The sequence below is a fragment of the Lysinibacillus sp. BNK-21 genome (assembly GCF_048684915.1).
Taxonomy (GTDB): domain Bacteria; phylum Bacillota; class Bacilli; order Bacillales_A; family Planococcaceae; genus Lysinibacillus; species Lysinibacillus capsici.
This window is the reverse complement of sequence record NZ_JBLQTS010000001.1, coordinates 4,691,103-4,712,359: the sequence shown is the minus strand read 5'-3', so window position 1 is coordinate 4,712,359 and position 21,257 is coordinate 4,691,103. Positions and strand designations below refer to the sequence as shown.

Annotated in this window: 20 protein-coding genes and 2 other annotated features (1 of these 22 only partly in view); all 20 genes read right to left on the bottom strand. The window is 39.3% G+C overall.

What is annotated here, in order from left to right; all coding sequences use genetic code 11:
• Positions 1–137 precede the first annotated feature (137 nt).
• The 20 genes from tuf to cysS all read right to left on the bottom strand — a co-directional run bounded on the left by tuf (position 138) and on the right by cysS (position 21,179).
• Positions 138–1,325, bottom strand: a complete 1,188-nt coding sequence (tuf, locus tag ACMGGO_RS23540) for an elongation factor Tu (RefSeq protein WP_004233614.1) — start codon at positions 1,323–1,325, stop codon at positions 138–140.
• A gap of 136 nt (positions 1,326–1,461) precedes the next feature.
• Entirely contained in the window at positions 1,462–3,540 is a 2,079-nt protein-coding gene (gene fusA / locus ACMGGO_RS23535) for an elongation factor G (protein ID WP_048395562.1), read from the bottom strand.
• Between the two features lie 42 nt (positions 3,541–3,582).
• Positions 3,583–4,053 (bottom strand): 30S ribosomal protein S7, encoded by a 471-nt coding sequence (gene rpsG / locus ACMGGO_RS23530; protein WP_004233610.1) that lies wholly within the window; start codon positions 4,051–4,053, stop codon positions 3,583–3,585.
• A gap of 44 nt (positions 4,054–4,097) precedes the next feature.
• The gene (rpsL, locus tag ACMGGO_RS23525) at positions 4,098–4,517 is read right to left on the bottom strand and encodes a 30S ribosomal protein S12 (RefSeq protein WP_004233609.1); all 420 of its coding nucleotides are present in this window, start codon (positions 4,515–4,517) and stop codon (positions 4,098–4,100) included.
• A gap of 99 nt (positions 4,518–4,616) precedes the next feature.
• Positions 4,617–4,865, bottom strand: a complete 249-nt coding sequence (locus ACMGGO_RS23520; RefSeq protein WP_004233607.1) for a ribosomal L7Ae/L30e/S12e/Gadd45 family protein — start codon at positions 4,863–4,865, stop codon at positions 4,617–4,619.
• Between the two features lie 138 nt (positions 4,866–5,003).
• Positions 5,004–8,687 carry a DNA-directed RNA polymerase subunit beta' gene (rpoC, locus tag ACMGGO_RS23515; RefSeq protein WP_048395560.1) on the bottom strand — a complete coding sequence of 1,228 codons (3,684 nt, stop codon included), beginning with the start codon at positions 8,685–8,687 and terminating at the stop codon, positions 5,004–5,006.
• Positions 8,688–8,889: 202 nt separating this feature from the next.
• Positions 8,890–12,465 carry a DNA-directed RNA polymerase subunit beta gene (rpoB, locus tag ACMGGO_RS23510; protein WP_175400790.1) on the bottom strand — a complete coding sequence of 1,192 codons (3,576 nt, stop codon included), beginning with the start codon at positions 12,463–12,465 and terminating at the stop codon, positions 8,890–8,892.
• Between the two features lie 242 nt (positions 12,466–12,707).
• Complete coding sequence (locus tag ACMGGO_RS23505) at positions 12,708–13,310, bottom strand: class I SAM-dependent methyltransferase (RefSeq protein WP_036077767.1); 603 nt, start codon at positions 13,308–13,310, stop codon at positions 12,708–12,710.
• Between the two features lie 76 nt (positions 13,311–13,386).
• Entirely contained in the window at positions 13,387–13,746 is a 360-nt protein-coding gene (rplL, locus tag ACMGGO_RS23500) for a 50S ribosomal protein L7/L12 (RefSeq protein ID WP_004233598.1), read from the bottom strand.
• A 72-nt stretch (positions 13,747–13,818) separates the two neighbouring features.
• The gene (gene rplJ, locus ACMGGO_RS23495; RefSeq protein ID WP_004233596.1) at positions 13,819–14,319 is read right to left on the bottom strand and encodes a 50S ribosomal protein L10; all 501 of its coding nucleotides are present in this window, start codon (positions 14,317–14,319) and stop codon (positions 13,819–13,821) included.
• Between the two features lie 32 nt (positions 14,320–14,351).
• Positions 14,352–14,497, bottom strand: a sequence feature (ribosomal protein L10 leader region).
• A 53-nt stretch (positions 14,498–14,550) separates the two neighbouring features.
• Positions 14,551–15,249, bottom strand: a complete 699-nt coding sequence (gene rplA / locus ACMGGO_RS23490) for a 50S ribosomal protein L1 (RefSeq protein ID WP_004233594.1) — start codon at positions 15,247–15,249, stop codon at positions 14,551–14,553.
• A gap of 116 nt (positions 15,250–15,365) precedes the next feature.
• The gene (gene rplK, locus ACMGGO_RS23485) at positions 15,366–15,791 is read right to left on the bottom strand and encodes a 50S ribosomal protein L11 (protein WP_004233593.1); all 426 of its coding nucleotides are present in this window, start codon (positions 15,789–15,791) and stop codon (positions 15,366–15,368) included.
• A 229-nt stretch (positions 15,792–16,020) separates the two neighbouring features.
• Positions 16,021–16,554, bottom strand: a complete 534-nt coding sequence (gene nusG / locus ACMGGO_RS23480; RefSeq protein WP_048395557.1) for a transcription termination/antitermination protein NusG — start codon at positions 16,552–16,554, stop codon at positions 16,021–16,023.
• Positions 16,555–16,912: 358 nt separating this feature from the next.
• Positions 16,913–17,098 carry a preprotein translocase subunit SecE gene (gene secE / locus ACMGGO_RS23475; protein WP_004233589.1) on the bottom strand — a complete coding sequence of 62 codons (186 nt, stop codon included), beginning with the start codon at positions 17,096–17,098 and terminating at the stop codon, positions 16,913–16,915.
• 48 nt (positions 17,099–17,146) lie between these two features.
• The gene (gene rpmG, locus ACMGGO_RS23470) at positions 17,147–17,293 is read right to left on the bottom strand and encodes a 50S ribosomal protein L33 (RefSeq protein WP_004233588.1); all 147 of its coding nucleotides are present in this window, start codon (positions 17,291–17,293) and stop codon (positions 17,147–17,149) included.
• Between the two features lie 77 nt (positions 17,294–17,370).
• Positions 17,371–18,018, bottom strand: coding sequence for an RNA polymerase sporulation sigma factor SigH (gene sigH, locus ACMGGO_RS23465; protein ID WP_004233587.1), 648 nt, complete (start codon positions 18,016–18,018; stop codon positions 17,371–17,373).
• A gap of 68 nt (positions 18,019–18,086) precedes the next feature.
• On the bottom strand, positions 18,087–18,599 hold the full coding sequence (locus tag ACMGGO_RS23460; RefSeq protein ID WP_054548958.1) for an NYN domain-containing protein: 513 nt from the start codon (positions 18,597–18,599) through the stop codon (positions 18,087–18,089).
• A 2-nt stretch (positions 18,600–18,601) separates the two neighbouring features.
• Complete coding sequence (gene rlmB, locus ACMGGO_RS23455; protein ID WP_259950969.1) at positions 18,602–19,354, bottom strand: 23S rRNA (guanosine(2251)-2'-O)-methyltransferase RlmB; 753 nt, start codon at positions 19,352–19,354, stop codon at positions 18,602–18,604.
• Positions 19,354–19,794, bottom strand: a complete 441-nt coding sequence (locus ACMGGO_RS23450; protein WP_175400791.1) for a Mini-ribonuclease 3 — start codon at positions 19,792–19,794, stop codon at positions 19,354–19,356. The genes rlmB and ACMGGO_RS23450 overlap by 1 nt, the downstream gene beginning before the upstream one ends.
• A complete protein-coding gene (gene cysS / locus ACMGGO_RS23445) occupies positions 19,779–21,179 on the bottom strand; it encodes a cysteine--tRNA ligase (RefSeq protein WP_048395551.1) in 1,401 nt (466 codons plus the stop codon). Before cysS ends, ACMGGO_RS23450 begins: the two co-directional genes overlap by 16 nt.
• A gap of 61 nt (positions 21,180–21,240) precedes the next feature.
• Positions 21,241–21,257: a binding site (T-box leader), on the bottom strand (it continues 202 nt past the right edge of the window).

Sequence of the window (21,257 nt, the reverse complement as noted above, 5' to 3'; positions counted from 1 at the left end):
AATTATTTACGCTAGAGGACATGCTTGTGGTTATGTACACATACACTAATTAAAACTCTAATTTTTCTTTATTTTAACACAAAAAACCAATCTGTAGGCGTCCCTACAGATTGGTTTGGAATTAGCAAGAGCTAAAATTATTTTTGGATAGAAGCAACTACGCCAGCGCCTACAGTACGGCCACCCTCACGGATAGAGAATTTAGTACCTTCTTCAAGAGCGATTGGAGCGATAAGTTCAACTGTCATTTCGATGTTATCACCAGGCATTACCATTTCAACGCCTTCTGGTAAGTTACAGATACCTGTTACGTCAGTTGTACGGAAGTAGAACTGAGGACGGTAGTTAGAGAAGAATGGAGTATGACGGCCACCCTCTTCTTTTGATAAAACGTAAACTTCAGCTTTGAAGTTAGTGTGTGGAGTAATTGAACCTGGTTTAGCTAATACTTGACCACGTTGGATTTCTTCACGAGCAACACCACGTAGTAAAGCACCGATGTTGTCACCAGCTTCAGCATAGTCTAATAATTTACGGAACATTTCTACACCAGTTACAGTAGTAGATTTAGCTTCTTCAGCGATACCGATGATTTCAACTACGTCACCAACTTTAACTTGACCACGTTCAACACGGCCAGTTGCAACTGTACCACGACCAGTAATAGAGAATACGTCCTCTACTGGCATCATGAATGGTTTGTCAGTTTGACGTTCTGGAGTTGGGATGTAAGAATCTACAGCGTCCATTAATTCAACGATTTTTTCTTCCCATTCTGGTTCACCTTCAAGAGCTTTAAGAGCAGAACCTTTGATTACAGGAATATCGTCACCTGGGAAGTCATATTCAGATAGTAGGTCACGGATTTCCATTTCTACTAATTCTAATAATTCTTCGTCGTCAACCATATCACATTTGTTCATGAATACTACTAAGTATGGAACACCTACTTGACGAGATAAAAGGATGTGTTCACGAGTTTGTGGCATTGGGCCGTCAGCAGCAGATACTACTAAGATACCGCCGTCCATTTGAGCAGCACCAGTGATCATGTTTTTAACATAGTCAGCGTGTCCTGGGCAGTCAACGTGTGCATAGTGACGAGTTTCAGTTTCGTATTCTACGTGAGAAGTATTGATTGTGATACCACGTTCTTTTTCTTCTGGAGCGTTATCGATATCAGCGTAAGATTTAGCTGTACCACCCATTTTTTTAGAAAGAACTGTAGCGATTGCAGCAGTTAAAGTAGTTTTACCATGGTCAACGTGTCCGATTGTACCAATGTTAGCATGCGTTTTAGAACGGTCAAATTTTTCTTTAGCCATTAGAGATTGCCTCCTCAAAATTGTATGTTTTAGATTTAAAATTTATAGAATGAATGCTGATAGAGAACGGGCCCATCCCCTATCCTGCAATCATAGCTTACAAATTAGTTATACTTTATGCAAGATGAAATTTCAATTATTCACCTTTATTTTTTTTGATGATATCTTCAGAGATTGATTTTGGTACTTCTTCATAATGATCGAATACCATTGAGAATACACCACGACCTTGCGTTGCAGAACGTAAAGTTGTTGCATATCCAAACATTTCTGAAAGTGGAACCATCGCACGAACAACTTGAGCGTTACCGCGAGCTTCCATACCTTCTACGCGACCACGGCGAGAAGTGATGTTACCCATGATATCACCAAGATATTCTTCAGGAATTACAACTTCAACTTTCATCATAGGCTCTAAAAGAACTGGACTACATTTTGATGCAGCAGCTTTAAGTGCCATTGATGCAGCGATTTTAAATGCCATTTCGTTTGAGTCAACATCATGGTATGAACCATCGAATAATTTCGCTTTGATGTCGATTAATGGGTAACCAGCGATTACACCGCGGTCAAGCGAGTCACGAAGACCTGCTTCTACAGCTGGAATATATTCACGTGGTACTACACCACCAACGATAGCATTTTCGAATTCAAAGCCTTTACCCTCTTCATTTGGAGAGAACTCGATCCATACGTCACCGTATTGACCACGACCACCTGATTGACGAGTGAATTTACCTTGAACTTGAGCAGAGCCACGGAATGTTTCACGGTAAGATACCATTGGAGCACCTACGTTAGCTTCTACTTTAAATTCACGGCGCATACGATCAACTAAGATATCAAGGTGAAGCTCACCCATACCTGAGATAATTGTTTGACCAGTTTCTTGGTCTGTATGTGCACGGAATGTTGGATCTTCTTCTTGTAGTTTTTGTAAAGCTTGACCCATTTTATCTTGGTCAGCTTTTGATTTTGGTTCTACAGAAAGAGAGATAACTGGTTCTGGGAACTCCATAGACTCAAGGATAACAAGGTTTTTCTCTTCACAAAGAGTGTCACCAGTTGTTGTATCTTTAAGACCTACAGCAGCTGCGATATCACCAGCAAATACTTTTGAAATCTCTTCACGGCTGTTAGCGTGCATTTGTAGGATACGACCTACACGTTCACGTTTACCTTTTGAAGAGTTTTGTACGTATGAACCTGATTCAAGAACACCAGAGTACACACGGAAGAACGTTAATTTACCTACGAATGGGTCAGTCATAACTTTAAATGCTAAAGCTGAGAATGGCGCTTCGTCTGATGATGGACGTTCAGTTTCATCACCATCTGGAGTTGTACCTTTAATAGCTGGTACATCAACTGGTGATGGTAAGTAATCGATAACTGCGTCAAGCATTTTACGAACACCTTTGTGTTTGAATGCTGTACCACAGATTACTGGGTAGAATTCTACAGCGATTGTCGCTTTACGGATAGCCGCTTTAAGCTCTTCTTTTGTAATTTCTTCACCAGCAAAGTATTTTTCCATGATTTCTTCGTTAACTTCAGCGATTGCTTCGATTAACTTCTCACGGTATTCTTCAGCTTGCGCTTGGAATTCTTCAGGAATTGGTTGACCTTCACGTAATGCTGTACCTTCTTCGTTATCGTAGTAAGTTACATCCATTTCAACTAGGTCAATAATTGCTTTGAACTCATCTTCCGCACCAATTGGTAATTGGATTGGATGAGCATTTGCTTGTAAACGCTCGTGTAAAGTACCTACAGAATATAGGAAGTCTGCACCCATTTTATCCATTTTGTTAATGAATACGATACGTGGTACACCGTAAGTTGTAGCTTGACGCCATACAGTTTCTGTTTGAGGTTCAACACCAGATTGAGCATCAAGTACAGTTACTGCGCCGTCAAGTACACGTAAAGAACGTTCTACTTCTACAGTGAAGTCTACGTGTCCAGGAGTATCGATGATGTTTACGCGGTTGCCTTTCCATTGAGCTGTTGTCGCAGCAGAAGTGATTGTGATACCACGTTCTTGCTCTTGCTCCATCCAGTCCATTTGAGAAGCGCCTTCATGAGTTTCACCGATTTTGTGAATCTTACCTGTGTAATAAAGGATACGCTCAGTTGTTGTTGTTTTACCAGCATCAATGTGAGCCATGATCCCAATATTACGAGTATTCTCTAGTGAGAATTCGCGTTTCATTAGGTATTTCTCCTTCCATATTGGGCTTATGCTATGTTTAGATTACCAACGGTAGTGAGCGAATGCTTTGTTCGCTTCTGCCATTTTGTGCATATCTTCACGTTTCTTAACTGATGCACCAGTGTTGTTAGAAGCATCAAGGATTTCGTTAGCTAAACGCTCTTCCATAGTTTTTTCACCACGAAGACGAGAATAGTTAACTAGGTAACGAAGACCTAAAGTTGTACGACGTTCTGGGCGTACTTCAACTGGTACTTGGTAGTTAGAACCACCAACACGGCGAGCACGTACTTCAAGAACTGGCATTACGTTATTTAGAGCAGCTTCGAATACTTCGATTGGATCTTGACCAGAACGTTCTTTAACTAGTTCGAACGCACCGTATAAAATCTTTTGAGAAGTACCTCTTTTACCATCAATCATCATTTTATTGATTAAACGAGTTACTAGTTTTGAATTATAAATTGGATCTGGTAACACGTCACGTTTGGAAACAGGACCTTTACGAGGCATGTGTTTTCCTCCTTTCATTGAGTAAATATATAGTGGGATTTAAATTATTTTTTTTCTTTAGGGCGTTTTGTACCGTATAAAGAACGTGATTGCATACGACCGTTTACACCAGCAGTATCAAGAGCACCACGAACGATATGGTAACGAACACCCGGTAAGTCTTTTACACGACCGCCACGGATAAGAACAACACTGTGCTCTTGTAAGTTGTGGCCTTCACCAGGAATGTACGCTGTAACCTCGATTTGGTTAGTTAAACGTACACGAGCGTATTTACGTAACGCTGAGTTTGGTTTTTTAGGCGTCATTGTACCTACACGAGTACAAACACCACGTTTTTGTGGAGATTTAACATCAGTTAAAGATTTTTTAAATGAGTTATATCCTTTGTTTAACGCTGGTGAATTTGATTTCGTGATTTTAGATTTACGAGGCTTACGTACCAATTGGTTAATTGTAGGCATCGATTTTTCCTCCCTTCATTCCTTCTTTTTTTAATACCACACATCCAGGTGGTTCATTTTTTGGGTAAAAACAAAGTCTTTGTGCATTCTACACAAAAACTACTCTACAGTAATCGCAACTACCGCAGCTCCAACATGGATTCCACAGGCTTTGCCCAGTTCCTTTTTGGACTCAACAAGAATAACTGGTATACCGATTTCTCTCGCGAAAGATATGGCCGAATCGGTTACCCAATTGTCTGCATCAAGTGCCACAAAAAGTTCTTTCACTGAACCAGCTCGCATTGCTTTTACTGCTTGCTTTGTACCTATGATTGTTTGACTAGCCCTTACTTTATCATAAGACATTTACATATCCTCCGAAGTACAGACAGTTAACTATCAACCTTCAATATATTATCATTACTCATTTACACTGTCAACTAATATCTTGAAAAAGTCCGAAGAGATGATGAAAATATGCATCTCTTCGGCCTAATTTAATGTTTATTCAGCAGAAACGACTTCTGTGTCAAGCTCATCTTTTTCGATGCGGATTTGACGATAACGTTGCATACCAGTACCTGCAGGAACAAGTTTACCGATAATTACGTTCTCTTTTAATCCAAGAAGTTCGTCACGTTTACCCTTAATTGCTGCATCTGTTAACACACGTGTTGTTTCTTGGAACGATGCTGCAGATAAGAATGATTCTGTTTCAAGAGAAGCTTTTGTAATACCAAGGATAACAGGGCGACAAGTTGCAGGGTTTTTGCCATTCATAACAGCGTCTACGTTTGCCTCTGAGAATTGGTGGATATCTAGTAATGAGCCAGGTAGTAATTCTGTATCTCCAGCTTCAATTACACGCACTTTACGAAGCATTTGGCGAACCATTACCTCAATGTGTTTATCCCCAATTTCTACCCCTTGCATACGGTATACTTTTTGAACTTCTTTTAATAAATATTCTTGAACAGTTGAAACGTCTTTGACTTTTAGCAATTGTTTTGGATCGATAGAACCTTCTGTTAAAACTTGACCACGTTCTACATTATCACCTTCGATAACTTTCAAACGTGCGTTATAAGGTGCTTGATACTTACGAGTTTCTACGTCACCTTGAATTGTAATTTCTTTTAAGCCTTCACGAATTTCTGTGATATCTGAAACCGTACCAGCAATTTCTGAAATAACAGATTGACCTTTTGGATTACGTGCTTCAAAGATCTCTTGGATACGTGGAAGACCTTGTGTAATATCATCACCGGCAACCCCACCTGTATGGAATGTACGCATTGTTAACTGTGTACCTGGTTCACCGATTGATTGAGCCGCAATAATACCAACTGCTTCCCCAACTTCAACCTTCTCACCTGTCGCCAAGTTCATGCCGTAACATTTTTTACAAACGCCGTGTTTTGTATTACATGTAAATGCTGAACGGATTGTCACTTCTTCAATACCAGCCTCAATAATTGCACGAGCGATATCTTGGTCGATTAAACCGTCTTTTGCAAGAATTACTTCACCAGTTTCAGGGTGGAAGATTGTTTTCTTCGTATGACGACCAACAATACGTTCATCTAGAGCTTCAATTAACTCTGTGCCTTCCATTAGTGCACCAATCGTTAAGCCACGGTCAGTACCACAGTCATCTTCACGAACGATAACATCTTGTGCAACGTCAACAAGACGACGCGTTAAGTAACCTGAATCGGCAGTTTTTAGGGCTGTATCGGCAAGACCTTTACGAGCACCGTGAGTTGAGATGAAGTACTCTAATACTGTTAAACCTTCACGGAATGAAGATTTGATTGGAAGTTCGATAATACGACCAGCCGGGTTGGCCATCAGACCACGCATACCAGCTAGCTGAGTAAAGTTAGATGCATTACCACGGGCACCTGAATCAGACATCATGAAAATTGGGTTTGTTTTCTCAAGTGACTTCATCAGCTTCGCTTGAATTTCATCTTTTGCAGCACTCCAGCTTGAAATAACGCGATCATAACGCTCATCCTCAGTAATGAAACCACGACGGAATTGCGCTTGAACTTTATCTACTTTCTCTTGAGCTTCTGCTAAAATTTCACCTTTATCAGGTAATACCACGATATCAGATACACCTACAGTAATACCTGCACGTGTTGAATATTTGAAACCTAGGTTTTTCATACGGTCAAGCATTTTAGATGTTTCCGTAATGTGGAAACGTTTAAATACTTCAGCAATGATATTTCCTAAGAATTTCTTACGGAATGGGTTTACAACAGGTACTGATGCAAAGTATTTACGCAATACAGCTGTACGTTGTGCATCAATTTTCCCTTTTTCATCTAAATTATTATAAGCACTATCTGATTCAAGCTCTTTAAGTGTTTCTTCATCAATTGTTAACTTAGCAAAGTATTTTTCTGGTGTTACTTGCTCTAAGTTGAAATCAGTTGGCTCATTAATATAAGGGAATGATTCCGGTAAGATTTCATTAAAGATTACTTTACCGACAGTTGTTAATAAGAACATATTATTTTGTTCTTCAGTGAATGTCGGATTATTTAATGAACTTGCTTTAATTGCGATACGTGTATGCAAGTGTACATGACCTGTATCATAGGCAATTAAAACTTCATTTGGACCATAGAAAACAGTACCTTCACCACGTGCGCCTTCACGTTCAAGTGTTAAGTAGTAGTTTCCTAATACCATATCTTGAGAAGGTGTTACAACAGGTTTACCGTCTTTTGGATTCAGGATGTTTTGTGCAGCAAGCATTAGAAGACGAGCTTCAGCTTGAGCTTCAGCTGATAATGGTACGTGAACCGCCATTTGGTCACCATCGAAGTCAGCATTATAGGCTGTACATACTAATGGGTGAAGACGAATAGCACGACCTTCAACTAGTGTTGGTTCAAATGCTTGAATTCCAAGACGGTGAAGCGTTGGTGCACGGTTTAGTAATACTGGATGCTCACGGATAACATCTTCTAAAACGTCCCATACGTCGTTATTTAAACGTTCGATTTTACGTTTAGCAGATTTAATGTTATGAGCAAGACCACGCTCTACTAATTCTTTCATAACGAATGGCTTGAATAATTCGATAGCCATTTCTTTTGGTAAGCCACATTGGTACATTTTTAAGTTTGGACCTACTACGATAACCGAACGACCAGAGTAGTCAACACGTTTACCAAGTAGATTTTGACGGAAACGACCTTGTTTACCTTTCAACATATGTGAAAGTGATTTTAACGGGCGGTTACCAGGACCTGTTACAGGACGTCCACGACGACCATTATCGATTAATGCATCAACAGCTTCTTGTAACATTCGTTTTTCATTTTGTACGATGATGCTCGGAGCACCTAAATCTAATAAACGTTTTAAACGGTTATTACGATTAATTACACGACGGTATAAATCGTTTAAATCTGAAGTCGCGAAACGACCACCATCTAATTGCACCATTGGACGAAGCTCTGGTGGAATAACAGGTAGTACATCTAGAATCATCCATTCAGGTGAGTTTCCTGAGTTACGGAAAGATTCAACAACTTCTAGACGTTTAATGGCACGAGTACGTCTTTGACCTTGAGCAGATTTTAACTCCTCTTTTAAAGATTGCGTTTCATCTTCTAGGTCGATTTTACCTAATAATTTTTTGATTGCTTCTGCACCCATTGATGCTTCGAATGTATTACCGAATTTTTCACGGTATGCACGATACTCTTTTTCAGATAGTAATTGTTTACTTTCTAAATTAGTAGCACCTGCATCGATCACAACGTATGAAGCGAAATAGATAACTTCTTCAAGAGCACGAGGTGACATATCTAAAATTAGACCCATACGGCTAGGAATACCTTTGAAGTACCAGATATGAGAAACTGGTGCTGCTAATTCGATATGTCCCATACGTTCACGACGAACTTTAGCACGTGTTACTTCAACGCCACAACGATCACAAACTACACCTTTATAGCGTACACGTTTATATTTCCCACAGTGACACTCCCAGTCCTTAGTTGGACCAAAAATACGCTCACAGAATAAACCATCTTTTTCTGGTTTTAGTGTACGGTAGTTAATTGTTTCAGGTTTTTTAACCTCTCCATATGACCAAGAACGAATCTTGTCAGGTGATGCTAAACCAATTTTCATATATTCAAATTCATTAACGTCTATCAAGGAGCCTACCTCCCTCTAGTATAGGTCTTTATAAAGACTCTTTTACGCAGCTCGATAATCGTTTGCAAAGATTGCCTCTTTGGCAAAGGATTAGAAATAGAATGATTTATTAAAAGAAAAAGCCAGGCAGGGCGTTAAATCCTGCCCGGCTAATTTGAAAAATAAGTTTGACCATATTCACATTTGTGAATTTGGTTTTCCATTATTCAAAAGACTCTACTGGCTCTTCTTCTGTATCTGGCTGTGGTGCAATGTTAAGTGCATCAGCTGGCTGAAGATCGTCTTCTTCGTCTAAATCGCGAAGCTCTACTTCTTCATCATTAACTGTTAACATCTTAACATCCATACCAAGAGATTGAAGTTCTTTAATCAATACTTTGAATGACTCAGGAACACCTGGCTCTGGTACACTTTCACCTTTAACGATGGCTTCATATGTTTTCACACGACCAACAACGTCATCAGATTTAACCGTTAAGATTTCTTGAAGTGTATACGCAGCACCATAAGCTTCAAGTGCCCATACCTCCATTTCACCAAAACGTTGTCCACCAAATTGCGCTTTACCACCAAGTGGTTGTTGCGTAACAAGTGAGTAAGGACCAGTTGAACGTGCATGAAGTTTATCATCAACCATGTGAGCAAGTTTGATCATATACATGATACCTACTGATACACGGTTATCGAATGGTTCACCAGAACGTCCATCATACAGGATTGTTTTACCGTCACGGTTCATCCCAGCTTCTTCCATTGTTTCCCAAACGTCTTCTTCATTAGCACCATCAAATACTGGTGTTGCCATGTGAACGCCTAGATAACGAGAAGCCATACCTAAGTGTAACTCTAAAACTTGTCCGATATTCATACGGGAAGGTACACCAAGTGGATTTAACATGATATCAACAGGCGTGCCATCTGGCATGAATGGCATATCTTCTTCTGGTAAGATACGAGAGATAACCCCTTTGTTACCATGACGTCCGGCCATTTTGTCCCCAACACGAATTTTACGTTTTTGAACAATATAAGCACGAACTAATTGGTTAACACCTGGTGGTAATTCATCGCCATCTTCACGGTTAAATACTTTAACATCAAGAATGATACCGCCAGCACCGTGTGGTACACGTAATGAAGTATCACGAACCTCACGAGCCTTTTCACCGAAGATTGCATGTAATAAACGCTCTTCAGCAGTTAATTCTGTAACCCCTTTAGGCGTTACTTTCCCAACAAGAATATCACCGTCACGTACTTCCGCACCAATACGGATAATACCACGTTCGTCTAGGTTACGAAGTGCATCTTCTCCGACGTTTGGAATATCACGAGTGATTTCTTCTGGTCCAAGCTTTGTATCACGAGATTCTGATTCATATTCTTCGATATGAACAGATGTATAGACATCGTCTTTTACAAGACGCTCACTCATAATAACAGCATCCTCATAGTTAAAGCCGTTCCAAGTCATGAATGCAACCAGTACGTTACGTCCAAGAGCTAGTTCGCCTTTTTCCATTGATGGACCATCTGCTAAAATGTCACGAGGTTTCACACGTTCGCCTACTTTTACAAGTGGACGTTGGTTATATGAAGTACCTTGGTTAGAACGAATGAACTTCTGTAATTTATATTTTGTTAAATCGCCTTTAACCTCTTTGCCGTCTACAACTTCAATGCGGCGTACATGGATAGAGCGAGCTTCAACGTGCTCAACAATACCATCATACTTCGCTACTACAGCTGCACCTGAATCACGCGCATCAACATGTTCCATACCAGTACCAACGAATGGTGCTTCTGGGTTAAGTAGTGGAACTGCTTGACGTTGCATGTTGGCACCCATAAGTGCACGGTTCGAGTCATCGTTTTCTAAGAACGGTATACATGCAGTCGCTGCAGAGACAACTTGTTTAGGAGATACATCCATGTAGTCCATTTGCGCTTTATTGAATACCGTGTTATCACCACGGAAACGACCTACTACTTCATCATTTACAAAAGTACCATCTGGATTTAACGGTGAATTTGCTTGTGCTACATAGTAGTTATCTTCTTCATCAGCTGTTAAATAATCAATTTGCTCCGTTACTCGACCTGTTTCGTGGTCAATACGACGATAAGGTGTTTCAATGAAGCCAAATTTATTTACTTTGGCAAATGAAGATAATGAGTTGATTAACCCAATGTTTGGACCCTCTGGTGTTTCGATCGGACACATACGACCATAGTGAGAGTAGTGAACGTCACGTACTTCGAAGCCAGCACGCTCACGCGTTAAACCACCAGGACCTAATGCAGATAGACGACGTTTATGCGTTAACTCTGCTAATGGGTTTGTTTGGTCCATGAATTGTGATAATTGAGAGCTTCCGAAGAACTCTTTAATGGACGCAATCACTGGACGGATATTGATTAATTGTTGTGGTACGATCGCAGCTGTGTCATTAATTGACATACGCTCACGTACTACACGTTCCATACGAGACAAACCGATACGGAATTGGTTTTGTAGTAACTCACCAACAGAACGTAGGCGACGGTTACCTAAATGGTCAATATCATCTGTTGCACCTACTTGGTAAAGTAAGTTAAAGAAATAGCTTACTGAAGATAAAACATCAGCAGGTGTAATATTCTTCACTTCTTCATCAATGTACGCATTACCAATGATATTAATTTCTTTTTGAGCTTCATCCTTTGGAGCATAAATCTTAATAGATTGGATGGTTACATCATCTTCAAGCACTCCACCGACTTGTGATAAAGTGCGGTAACCAATACCTTTTGATGAATCTTCTAGGTAAGGTAGAATTTTATCTAAAGTACGACGATCTAGTACTGTACCTTTTTCTACTAAAATTTCGCCTGTTTCTGGATCTACAAGCGTTTCAGCAATCGTTTGGTTGAATAAACGATTTTTAATGTGAAGCTTTTTATTCATTTTGTAGCGACCAACATTCGCTAAATCATAACGTTTAGCATCGAAGAAACGAGAGTATAATAAACTCTTCGCACTTTCTACTGTTGGTGGCTCACCTGGACGTAAACGTTCGTAGATTTCTAAAAGCGCTTTTTCTGTACTTTCAGAGTTATCTTTTTCTAACGTATTACGTAGATACTCGTTATCACCGATAATATCGATAATTTCTTGATCTGAACCGAAACCTAATGCACGTAGTAACACTGTTACTGGTAGCTTACGAGTACGATCAATTCGCACATAAACTACGTCTTTCGCATCAGTTTCATACTCTAACCAAGCACCACGGTTTGGAATAACTGTAGCTCCAAAGCCTTTTTTACCGTTTTTATCAGTTTTATCATGGAAATACACACTTGGTGAACGAACTAATTGTGAAACGATAACACGTTCAGCACCGTTGATAATGAACGTACCTGTTTCTGTCATTAACGGGAAATCACCCATGAAGACATCTTGTTCTTTCACTTCGTCTGTTTCTTTGTTGTAAAGACGTACTTTCACACGTAATGGAGCTGCGTAAGTAACATCTCGCTCTTTACACTCATCAACATCATATTTAGGCTCACCTAATGAATAATCGATGAATTCTAATGAAAGATTACCTGTAAAGTCCTCGATCGGCGAAATGTCACGGAACATTTCACGTAAACCTTCTTCAAGGAACCACTCGTAAGACGCCGTTTGAATCTCAATCAGATTTGGAAGCTCAAGCACCTCTTTAATACGCGCAAAGCTTCTACGCTGGCGGTGTTGTCCGTACTGAACTAGTTGACCTGTCAACTCATTCACCCCTCAATAAAGCGATATTAGGTCTTTGCAAAATCATACAAATAGTGTATGATTTCGAAAGACAAAAAGAAAACGAGTCTTCAAAAAGATCTCATTTTCGGTTAACTAAACTTATCTTGGCAAGTATACCCATATTAAAACAATTCTATACAAAAAGGGCATACGACCTCAAAATAATATTTTTGCATTGTATCATATTATCATAGCCGATTTGTCAAGTCAATAAATTATACATATTTCATTTATTTTTTTGCGCGTACTATCCAGTACCCTTTTTTCTTTTCTACTACATCGACTTCTGAAAACTTTTCTTCTAAGTAACTTACTGTCGATGGCGCTCCTTGTTTCTTCTGAATGACTACCCAGAGTTCACCCGAAGACACTAGCCGATCGTAAGCTCCATCGTAAAAGCGGAAAATCGTTTCCTTCCCCGCACGAATTGGTGGATTCGTTAAGATAGCTGCTGCATCTACATCTTTATCAACCATCGATAGGCCGTCACTCACAAATATTCGCACATTTTGAACACCGTTCACTTGCGCATTTTTTTGCGAAAGCGCAACTGCACGTTCATTAATATCCATCATAAAAACGGTACGGTCTGGATTAGTTTTGGCAATCGATAACCCTATCGGCCCGTATCCACAACCTACATCAAAAATCGCACCATCAATATCAGGCATTTGAAAAGCGTCTATTAAAACACGGGATCCAAAATCTACTTCGCTTTTACTAAATACACCTGCATCCGTTTCGAATGAAAACGTATGCCCTAGTAACTTGAATGTCCAGTGACGTGGTTTACTTTCAGTTTGAGGCTTACTTGTATAATAGTGATCTGACATTTTCACGCCTCCTCAGAATGAAGAAAAAAGCTCGCCAAAATGACGAGCTTTCCTTTTGTTAAAAAGTAACGCGAGATTACTTAACTTCTACAGATGCGCCAACTTCTTCAAGTTTAGCTTTGATTTCTTCAGCTTCATCTTTAGAAACGCCTTCTTTAAGAGCTTTAGGAGCGTTATCTACTACTTCTTTAGCTTCTTTAAGACCTAAACCAGTGATTTCACGAACCACTTTGATTACTTTGATTTTTTCTGCACCAGCAGATGCTAATACTACGTCAAATTCTGTTTTTTCTTCAGCTGCAGCAGCACCACCAGCAACTACTGCTACTGGAGCAGCAGCTGTTACACCGAATTCTTCTTCGATAGCTTTTACTAAATCGTTTAATTCAAGAACTGTCATAGCTTTGATAGCTTCTAAGATTTGCTCTTTATTCATTATAATTTCCTCCTAATTGGATAATGTTTTATTTTTTGCGATCAGGCCGCAGAAGTATTAGTGCGTACTAAATTACGCGCCTTGTTCTTCTTTTTGTTCTGCAACAGCTTTTGTTGCAAGTGCGAAGTTACGCACTGGAGCTTGAAGTACAGATAAAAGCATAGAAAGTAGACCTTCGCGTGATGGAAGTTCTGCAAGTGCTTTAACATCTTCAACAGAAGAAATAGTACCTTCAATAATACCAGCTTTAATTTCTAAAGCTTCGTTTTTCTTAGCGAACTCGTTGATGATTTTAGCAGGCGCTACAACATCTTCATTTGAGAACGCAATTGCGTTAGGACCAACTAATACGTCGTTGATTCCTTCAAGGCCAGCAGCTTCAGCAGCACGACGAGTTAAAGTGTTTTTGTAAACTTTGAACTCAACGCCAGCTTCACGAAGTTGTTTACGAAGCTCTGTTACTTGTGCAACATTAAGACCACGGTAATCCACAACTACTACAGAAGCAGCGCCTTGGAATTTTTCAGTAATCTCTTGAACTTGTACTTGTTTGTTTTCGATTGCTTTGCTCACGATGACACCTCCTATTAGAATGGGTCATTTATACCGACAAAAGAAAAGCCTCCGAGTCAAATAGACACAGAGGCTGAAAGTCATCATCTTTAAATAAGAATCTGAATTCCGATGTCCTCGGTAGGAACATTAAGTGACAAGTCACTCCTACTGTCTACGGTACAAATGGATAATTCACAACAGCAACTATAGTATCACGTATAGCCACTATCGTCAATACATATATATAAATTATTTTACTACTACGTTAGAAGCGTCAATTTTAACCGCTGGACCCATTGTAGTTGTAACATTTACAGATTTCATGTAAGTACCTTTAGCTGCAGCAGGTTTTGCTTTTTGAACTACATCAAAAACAGCTAAGAAGTTTTCTACTAATTTTTCTGCTGAGAAAGAAACTTTACCGATAGGAGCGTGGATAATACCAGCTTTATCAGCACGGTATTCTACTTTACCAGCTTTGATTTCTTCGATAGCTTTTGTTACATCAAAAGTAACTGTACCAGTTTTAGGGTTTGGCATTAAACCTTTAGGCCCTAATACACGACCAAGTTTACCAACTTCACCCATCATGTCAGGAGTTGCTACGATTACATCGAAGTCAAACCAACCTTGTTGGATTTTTTGGATGTATTCTGCATCGCCTACATAGTCAGCACCAGCTGCTTCAGCTTCTTTAAGTTTTTCACCTTTTGCAAATACTAATACGCGTTGAGTTTTACCAGTACCGTTTGGTAGTACTACTGCACCACGGATTTGTTGGTCGTTCTTACGAGTATCAATACCTAAGCGGAAAGCAACTTCTACAGTAGCGTCGAAGTTTACTGTGCTAGTTTTTTGAGCAAGTTCGATTGCTTCTTGTGCAGTGTAAAGTGCGTTACGATCAATTAATTTTGCTGCATCTTGCAGTTTTTTACCTTTTTTAGCCATTATATATTTCCTCCTTGATTGTGGTTATAGCGGATTTTACCTCCCACGAATAAAGGTTGCGTGTTCACAAAGAAACTTCGCAACCTTCCAAAAAACAAAACATCAAGTAAATGGGATTAGTCTTCGATAACAATACCCATGCTTCGTGCAGTACCTTCAACCATTAACATAGCAGCTTCTACTGAAGCAGCGTTAAGGTCTGGCATTTTAGTTTCAGCGATTTCGCGAACTTTATCACGTTTAACCGTTGCCACTTTTTTACGGTTTGGTTCACCAGATCCAGATTGGATACCAGCTGCTACTTTAAGTAGAACTGCTGCAGGTGGAGTTTTTGTAATGAAAGTGAAAGAACGATCCTCGAATACTGAAATTTCAACTGGGATAATAAGACCAGCTTGATCAGCAGTACGCGCATTAAATTCTTTACAGAATCCCATGATGTTCACACCCGCTTGACCTAATGCAGGACCAACCGGTGGAGCTGGGTTAGCTTTACCAGCAGGGATTTGAAGTTTAACAACTTTAATAACTTTTTTAGCCACGAGACACACCTCCTTAAGTCCGTGATGTGGTAATTGGGTTGCCCCTCCCACTCAATATCTGTCTGTCAGCTAAGTGCCGATAACATTAAAATTATCATTACAGACGTCAAACAAAAGTATGACAGTCTGACCTATGAAATGATACCACTTTTAATTTTTTTAAGCAAGTAGTAATTAACAAAATCTGCGAAACATCTACCAATTAGCATGTAATGTTCTAATGTTAGAACTATAATTTTTGAACTTGTTCGAAATCTAGCTCCATAATCGTTTCGCGACCAAACATATCAACCGTCACTTTAATTTTACCTTTTTCTGTGTCAATTTCTTCAACACGTCCTTGGAAATGAGCAAACGGCCCTTCTAATACTTCTACTGCTTCACCAACAGAAATGTCCACTTCTACAACTTTATCAGTCATACCCATTTGTTGTAGTAAACGATCTGCTTCTTCAGGTAATAACGGTGTTGGTTTTGCTCCTCCACCAGATGAACCGATAAAGCCCGTAACACCAGGCGTATTTCGAACTACATACCAAGAATCATCTGTCATGATTAACTCTACTAACACATAACCAGGGAAAACTTTACGCATCATTGTACGTTTTTTTCCATCTTTCATTTCTGTTTCTTCATGCTCAGGAACAATCACACGGAAGATTTTATCTTGCATTCCCATTGTTTCTACACGTTTCTCTAGGTTTGCTTTTACACGGTTTTCATACCCTGAATACGTATGAACAACATACCAATTTTTCTCCATAACTACTAGGACTCCTCGTCCGTCCCTCCCTTACAAATAAAAGTGAAAATGAATCGCGATACGCTCAATGCATTTTTACTCTTTTCACAAACATCTCATTAGAAAAATATAGCTTTCGCTAATTACTTGCGAAAGCTCGATGATATATACCGAAACTAGCATAGTCATCTATCGCTACTATCATACTCTCCTAGTAGTATTTATCATAATGAGGAGATTTTACTGCTTTGCGCTTCACTTCACCCATCCCACCGATCCCATTAGATGGGGTTTTCTGCTGAATGAATGAAGATAAAACAAACGAAAAAACCCGTTATTGCAATGGACGGGCTATTTCAAAAATATGCTATTTACTAAATTATAAATCTAAGTACCAGCGGAATAATGATGAAATACCTAAGTCAACTAACACAAAAAATAAAGCCATAATGACAACAGTTGAAATTACAACGACTGTATATTTCGTCAGTTCTTTACTTTTCGGCCAGCTTGTTTTGCGCATTTCTGACATTACATCGCTGAAAAAGCTTTTGATCTTGCCCATTCTAGCTTAACCTCCGAATCAATCAAATCTGTCTATTTACATATCATTTTATAGCGTTTGTTTATGCATTGTATGTTCATTGCAATGCGAGCAAAATTTCTTTAATTCGAGACGTACAGTTGAACCTTCTTTAGCTGGGAACGTGTAATTTCTCGAACCACATTTCTCACAATTTAGCACGACTTTTTTTGCCATATAATCACCTTTTTCGGCACTTTGTCTTTTTAAGACTAACACCTATATTTGTCAATGTCAATAAAGGCCTAAATGGGCTAAGACATTTCCTCAAGGACTAAATGACGTTCTAATTTACGTTTTACCCGCTGCAATGCATTATCGATAGATTTCACATGACGATTTAATTTGGCGGAAATTTCATGATAAGACTGGCCGTCTAGATATAAGGCTAAAACTTGTAGCTCTAATTCACTTAAAATCTCACTCATCTTTTCTTCTAAATATCCAAACTCTTCTCTATGAATCATCAATTCTTCTGGATCATCCATAATAGCACCCGTTAGTACATCCATAAGCGTTCGGTCTGACTCTTCGTCGAATATAGGCTTGTCCAAAGAGATATAGGAATTTAGAGGTATATGCTTTTGCCTAGTTGCTGTTTTAATAGCTGTGATAATCTGTCTTGTAATACATAACTCTGCAAAAGCTCTGAATGATGCAAGCTTATCTCCTTTAAAATCACGAATCGCTTTATATAAGCCTATCATGCCCTCTTGTACAATGTCTTCCTTATCTGCTCCGATTAAAAAATAGGATCTTGCCTTCGCTCTTACTAACAAACGGTATTTTGTAATTAAATAATCCAACGCATCTGTATTACCTTGATGCACCATTTCAATAAGCTCTTCATCATTGAATCGTTCAAAATCTTGTGTCACTTGTACAATGCTATTTTTAAACATGGTATCACCTCAGCCACAACAGATAATTAGAAACAGTATAACGGAATTGGAAAATATGCGTCAATCAATCATTTCAAGCCTCGTCGCCATTTTTCAAAGGCGAGCGCAACATCTGGCTTTAATTCTATACGAGAAGGCGGCTTACTTTCTTGCTTCCGCTTCACATCATGAGTAATTTTATGTTGAATAATACTTGTATCAATTTCTAGCTCTCTAGCCGATTTCCTTAAGGCACCATTCCCAAATATAACACTTTGCTCTGCCATATCTGAAGTTGCTACATGAATTTGTACATTTCTAGCCTTTAATTCATGTGTCATTTTTTCAATACGTTCATCTGCTGTTTCATTTTTTCGTGTATAAATGACTTCTACATCATTTTCTATATAAGATTGCTCTACTCCTGGTACAAGATGGGCGTCAAAAACAATAATTACGCGCCAACCCATTGCTGCTTTATATTCAGCCATGAGTTCTATCAACCTTCTTCGCGCATCCTCAAAATTCGTATCACGCAATGGCCGCAGCTCTTTCCAAGATCCAATCATATTATAGCCATCAACAAGCAAAATGTTTTTCATTGTTATTCAATCGCTTCTTGACGTTTACGATACACTTCGTACATTAATAAAGCCGCTGCTACTGATGCGTTCAGTGATGTGACATGCCCAACCATCGGTAAGTGATATAAAAAATCGCATTTTTCTTTTAATAAACGCCCCATCCCTTTGCCCTCACTACCGATAATGATGGCTAATGGTAATGTTGCATCCATTTTTCGATAATCTGCAGATCCCTTTGCATCTGTCCCTGCAATCCATACACCGCGTTCTTTTAATTCATCTATAGTTTGAGCAAGATTGTTTACACGTACAACTGGAACGTGTTCAATCGCTCCTGTAGATGCCTTTGCCACTACTGCTGTTAGACTCACTGATCGGCGCTTAGGAATAATAATACCATGTGCTCCTATAGCATCAGCCGTTCTCATAATAGACCCTAGATTATGAGGATCCTCTAACTCATCTAAGATTAAGAAAAAAGGATCTTCCTGTTTATTAGCTGCGGCTGCAAATAAATCTTCTATTTCAGCATACTTATAAGCGGCAACAGAAGCAACGATACCTTGATGATTAGCACTTGATAATTGATCAACTTTCTTTTTTGGGACAAATTGAACTATGACACCACGTTCACGGGCTAAATCTAGCAGTTCATTGACGCCAGATTTTTTTACTCCTTCTGCAATCCATACTTTATTCATCTCGCGGCCTGAACGAAGTGCTTCTAACACTGGGTTTTTACCGGCAATAATTTCACCATTCTGTTCTGCCATTATTTAGACACTCCTTTTGATTCCTCGATTATTTGAATAGCATATGCAATGATTTCGTAGACGCGTTCTAGTTCATTCAATAAATATAAACTACCAAGCACCGCCTCAAAGCCTGAGCTATTACGATAGGTTTGGACATCCGTATTTTTTGGTACAGAGCCGGATTTGGCATTGCGTCCACGGCGGAACACAGCCAATTCCTCCTCTGTTAAATAATTTTCATCCATCATGCGATGAACGATCATCGATTGCGCTTTTGCTGAGACGTAGCGAGTTGCCTCTCGATGTAGTGTGTTTGGTTTAACACGACCAGAGCGTAGCAAATATTCTCGGACCTTTTGTTCCAATACGGCATCACCCATATAGGCTAACGCCAGCGCTTTTAATTGTTTAACATCTTCATTGCGAAGTTTATCCAACTTAATTACCCTCGTTTCCATCTAGTTCCTTGTCGTGTATCTTCTAAAATGATACCTTGGGCTTGCAAATGGTCACGGATCTCATCAGAGCGAGCAAAATCACGATTTTTACGTGCCTCGACGCGCTCTTGTAGTAATGCTTCAATTTCTTCGTCTAATAGTTCTTCTTCTTTTGCAAATTCAATACCTAAGACGTCACCTAGTACTTCAAAGGTTTCAATAAAGGTTTCTAATACCTTCTTGCAAGTATTGGCTTCATTTAAGTAAATATTAGCAATACGAGCTACTTCAAATAATACAGAAATAGCGTTGGCTGTATTAAAATCATCATCCATTGCCTCTTCAAAATGCGCTTTCTGTTCCGCAATTTTGTTCAGCCATTCTTCTGAATGATCACCTAAGCTTACAGTAGTCGTAAGGCGATGCTTCACATTGTTGTATGCTGTACGAATGCGCTCTAAACCTGACGCAGCAGCTTCTACTAGGTCCTTCGCAAAGTTAATTGGATGACGATAATGGACAGATAGCATGAAGAAACGCAATATCTGCGGGTCAATTTGTTTACGGATATCATTCACAAGAATAAAATTCCCAAGAGATTTGGACATCTTTTCATTATCAATATTAATATACCCGTTATGCATCCAATAACGCGCAAATGTTTTATCATTGTGTGCCTCTGATTGAGCAATTTCATTTTCGTGGTGAGGGAAAGTTAAATCCTGCCCACCAGCATGAATATCAATAGTATCTCCTAAATGTTCACGAGCCATTACAGAACACTCAATATGCCACCCTGGACGGCCATCTCCCCATGGGCTTTCCCAGAATATCTCACCTGGCTTAGCAGCTTTCCATAAAGCAAAATCTAGCGCATCATCTTTTTTCTCGCCCGCTTCAATACGAGCACCGATTTTTAAATCGTCAACTGATTGGTGTGATAATTTACCGTAGCCATCAAATTTACGAGTACGGTAATACACATCTCCTGCAGACTCATAAGCGTAGCCCTTTTCAATTAGCACTTGAATAAATTGAATGATATCGTCCATATGCTCTGTCACACGTGGATGAACATCTGCCTTTTTGCATCCCAGTGCTGTAACATCTTCAAAATAGGCTGCAATAAAACGCTCTGTTAATTCGTGTACTTCTTCACCAAGCTCATTTGCTGCTTTAATAATTTTATCGTCTACATCCGTAAAATTGGAAACAAACTTTACATCATAGCCTTTATACTGAAAATAACGACGTACTGTATCATAAACAATTACAGGACGTGAATTCCCAATATGGATATAGTTATAAACCGTAGGACCGCAGACATACATTTTTACCTTGCCCTCTTCTAGCGGTACAAAGGTTTCCTTTTGTCGTGTTAATGAGTTAAAAATTTGAATACCCATTGTATTTCACTCTCCTTTTCTGTTGAATAAAAAAAGCGCCTCTATCACTCCTAAAAGGAATGACAGAGACGCTCGATT